We start from the raw sequence: 2,428 nt of genomic DNA, 5'->3' as shown, positions 1-2,428 counted from the left end.
GCCATCTGGCCCGCGCCGACCACATGGCCGGCCCGCAGGACGCAGACCGTGTTGCAGAGCTCGGCGACCTCGTCGAGCTTATGGGAGACGAAGAGCACCGTGTTGCCCTCGCCGGCCAGGCGACGCAGGGCGGCGAAGAGCGAGCGGGCCTGGGCGGCGGTGATCCCGGTGGTCGGCTCGTCGAGGATGAGCGCGCGGGCGCCGCAGGCCAGCAGGCGGATGATCTCCAGCTGCTGGCGCTGGCCGACGGTCAGCGCGGAGATCGGGTCGTCGGGGGCGACGCTGAAGCCGAGGCGGCCGGCGAGCACCGTCAGGGTGTTGCGGGCCTCGGTGCGGGTGGGCATGGCCCAGCGCGGCGAGGCGCAGAGCAGGTTCTCCAGGGCGCTGAACCCCGGCACGTCGAGCGGCTCCTGGTGAACCATGCCGACCCCGGCGCGCAGGGCGGCGCCGGGGTCGCCCAGGGCGACGGGCTTGCCGTCGAGCAGGATCTCGCCGCCGTCGGGGCGCAGGAAGCCGGAGAGCAGCTTCATCATCGTGCTCTTGCCGGCCCCGTTCTCGCCGAGCACGCCGTGGATCTGCCCCTCGGCGAAGCGCAGGCTGACGCTGTCGTTGGCCCGCAGCGTGCCGAAGACCTTGGTCAGGTTGTGGACGCTTACTTCCATAGTTAGGGGACAGCGTACAGGGGACAGGGGACAGCGTACAGGGGACAGGGAACAGGGGACAGCGTACAGGGGACAGGACACATGCTACTGGCTACTGGCTACAGGGGACAGGATGTGCGGCCTGTCCCCTGTCCCCTGTCCCCTGTCCCCTTACGGCGCGCTCTGGCCGTCCACGCCCTCAAGGAGCTGCTCGGTGTACCAGATCGTCTTATCGTCGGCGGTGGCTCCGGCGGCCACAAACTCCGTGCCGTCCTGGTAGTTGAGCGGGCCGGTGTAGAGGTTCAGGCTGCCGTCGGCCAGCTTGGCGATAAACGCATCCAGCTTGGCGGCGTTATCGGCGCTCAGGGCGGCGCCCTTCTCGAAGCCGACGATGCTCGTGTCGGGGTTGTTGATGTCCGACCAGTCGGGGGCGATCCAGTCGAAGCTCTGCGTGAAGGTGCCAGCCTTGGCGTCGCTGATCACCTTGAGGTAGGACGGGCCCCAGTTGAAGTAGGGCACGCCGAGGCAGACCTCAGGAGCCTGCTCGCAGGCGGCCTTGTAGTCGTAGGGGATGGCGTAGATCTTCTTGCCGGCCTGGGTGGCCTTGTTGGCCTCGACGATCGCCTCGGTGGTGTCGATGCCCGAGAGGATCACATCGCTGCCGCCGTTGATGAAGTCGTTGGCGACCTGGGTCGGGTCGAGGGTGACGCCGGGGATGTTGAACCAGAAGCCGATCCAGGTCACCTTAAAGGAGAGCTGGTCGGCGGGCTTGCCGAGCACCTCGGTCCAGCAGTACTTCGCGCCGAGGTAGGCCGAGTTGACCAGGCGGCGGGTCTCGGAGTCGATCAGCGGGCCGAGGTAGGAGATCTTGCCAGTCTCGCTCTGGAGGGCGGCGGCGCAGCCGGACATCATCTTGCCGTACTCCATGCGGCCCATGATGTTGCCGACATTGGCCGGGGCCGTGCCGGCGAGCACCGAGTCGCCCGAGGAGTGGATAAAGGTGACGTCGGGGTTGGCCTCGGCGGCGATGTTGGTGCCGTCGCCGAACTCGGCGGAGTTGGTGACGACGAACTTGGCGCCCTGGGCGATCAGCTCATCGATCACCTGCTCGACCTTGACGTTGGGCCGGTCGGCGGGGTTGACCTTGTCGATGTAGATGAACTTGGAGCCGGGGATGCGCTCCTCGACGTACTTCATGCCCTCGTACTGGGCCTGGTTCCATCCGCCGTCGTTGATCGGGCCGACCAGCACCATGCCGAAGATGTATGGCTCGGCGGCGGCGGCGGGGGCCTCGGTCGCGGCGGCGGGGGCCTCGGTCGCGGCGGCGGGGGCCTCGGCGGCCTCGGTGGCCTCGGTGGCCGGCGACTCGGCGGGCGGGCTAGCCGGCGCGCCGCCACAGGCGGAGAGGAGCGCGCCAAGGACCAGGATCAGCAGGACGGGCCAGCGGGTGAGTGCTCGCTTCATGGTACTCCTCATGGACAATCTGCAAACGGCCGGGAATAACAACACGCGGGCAGTGGCGGACCGCTCCGTCACCCTCCCGCGTAGGAAAAGCGCACATGGCATCAGGGCCGTCAAACGAGGAGCATCCCCCCCAAAGCTGCGCCGCTTGCACTACTATTAAGTTATGGTTAACGTGGCGGGCTGAGTATAGCGGATGGCCGCGCGGCTGTCAATTTTCGCGCAGGTCGAGGGTGTGACGGAACGTCTTGCAACGGTGGCCATGGCGGGCGGCTGAAGCCGCGCCGCCGGGGCGCTGCGCGCCGGGCGTCGGCCTGCGCCGACGC

The 2,428-nt window shown here is 68.2% G+C and carries 2 protein-coding genes; both read right to left on the bottom strand.

The window, feature by feature from the left end; genetic code table 11:
* A partial coding sequence (locus tag K2Z83_RS12240; protein WP_220595576.1) for an ATP-binding cassette domain-containing protein occupies positions 1-662 on the bottom strand: 662 nt, incomplete at its 3' end.
* Positions 663-812: 150 nt separating this feature from the next.
* A complete protein-coding gene (locus tag K2Z83_RS12235) occupies positions 813-2,105 on the bottom strand; it encodes a BMP family protein (RefSeq protein ID WP_220595470.1) in 1,293 nt (430 codons plus the stop codon).
* Positions 2,106-2,428 lie beyond the last annotated feature (323 nt).

It is taken from the genome of Oscillochloris sp. ZM17-4 (assembly GCF_019599295.1).
Classification (GTDB): Bacteria; Chloroflexota; Chloroflexia; order Chloroflexales; family Chloroflexaceae; genus Oscillochloris.
This window is presented reverse-complemented; position numbering and strand designations above follow the sequence as displayed.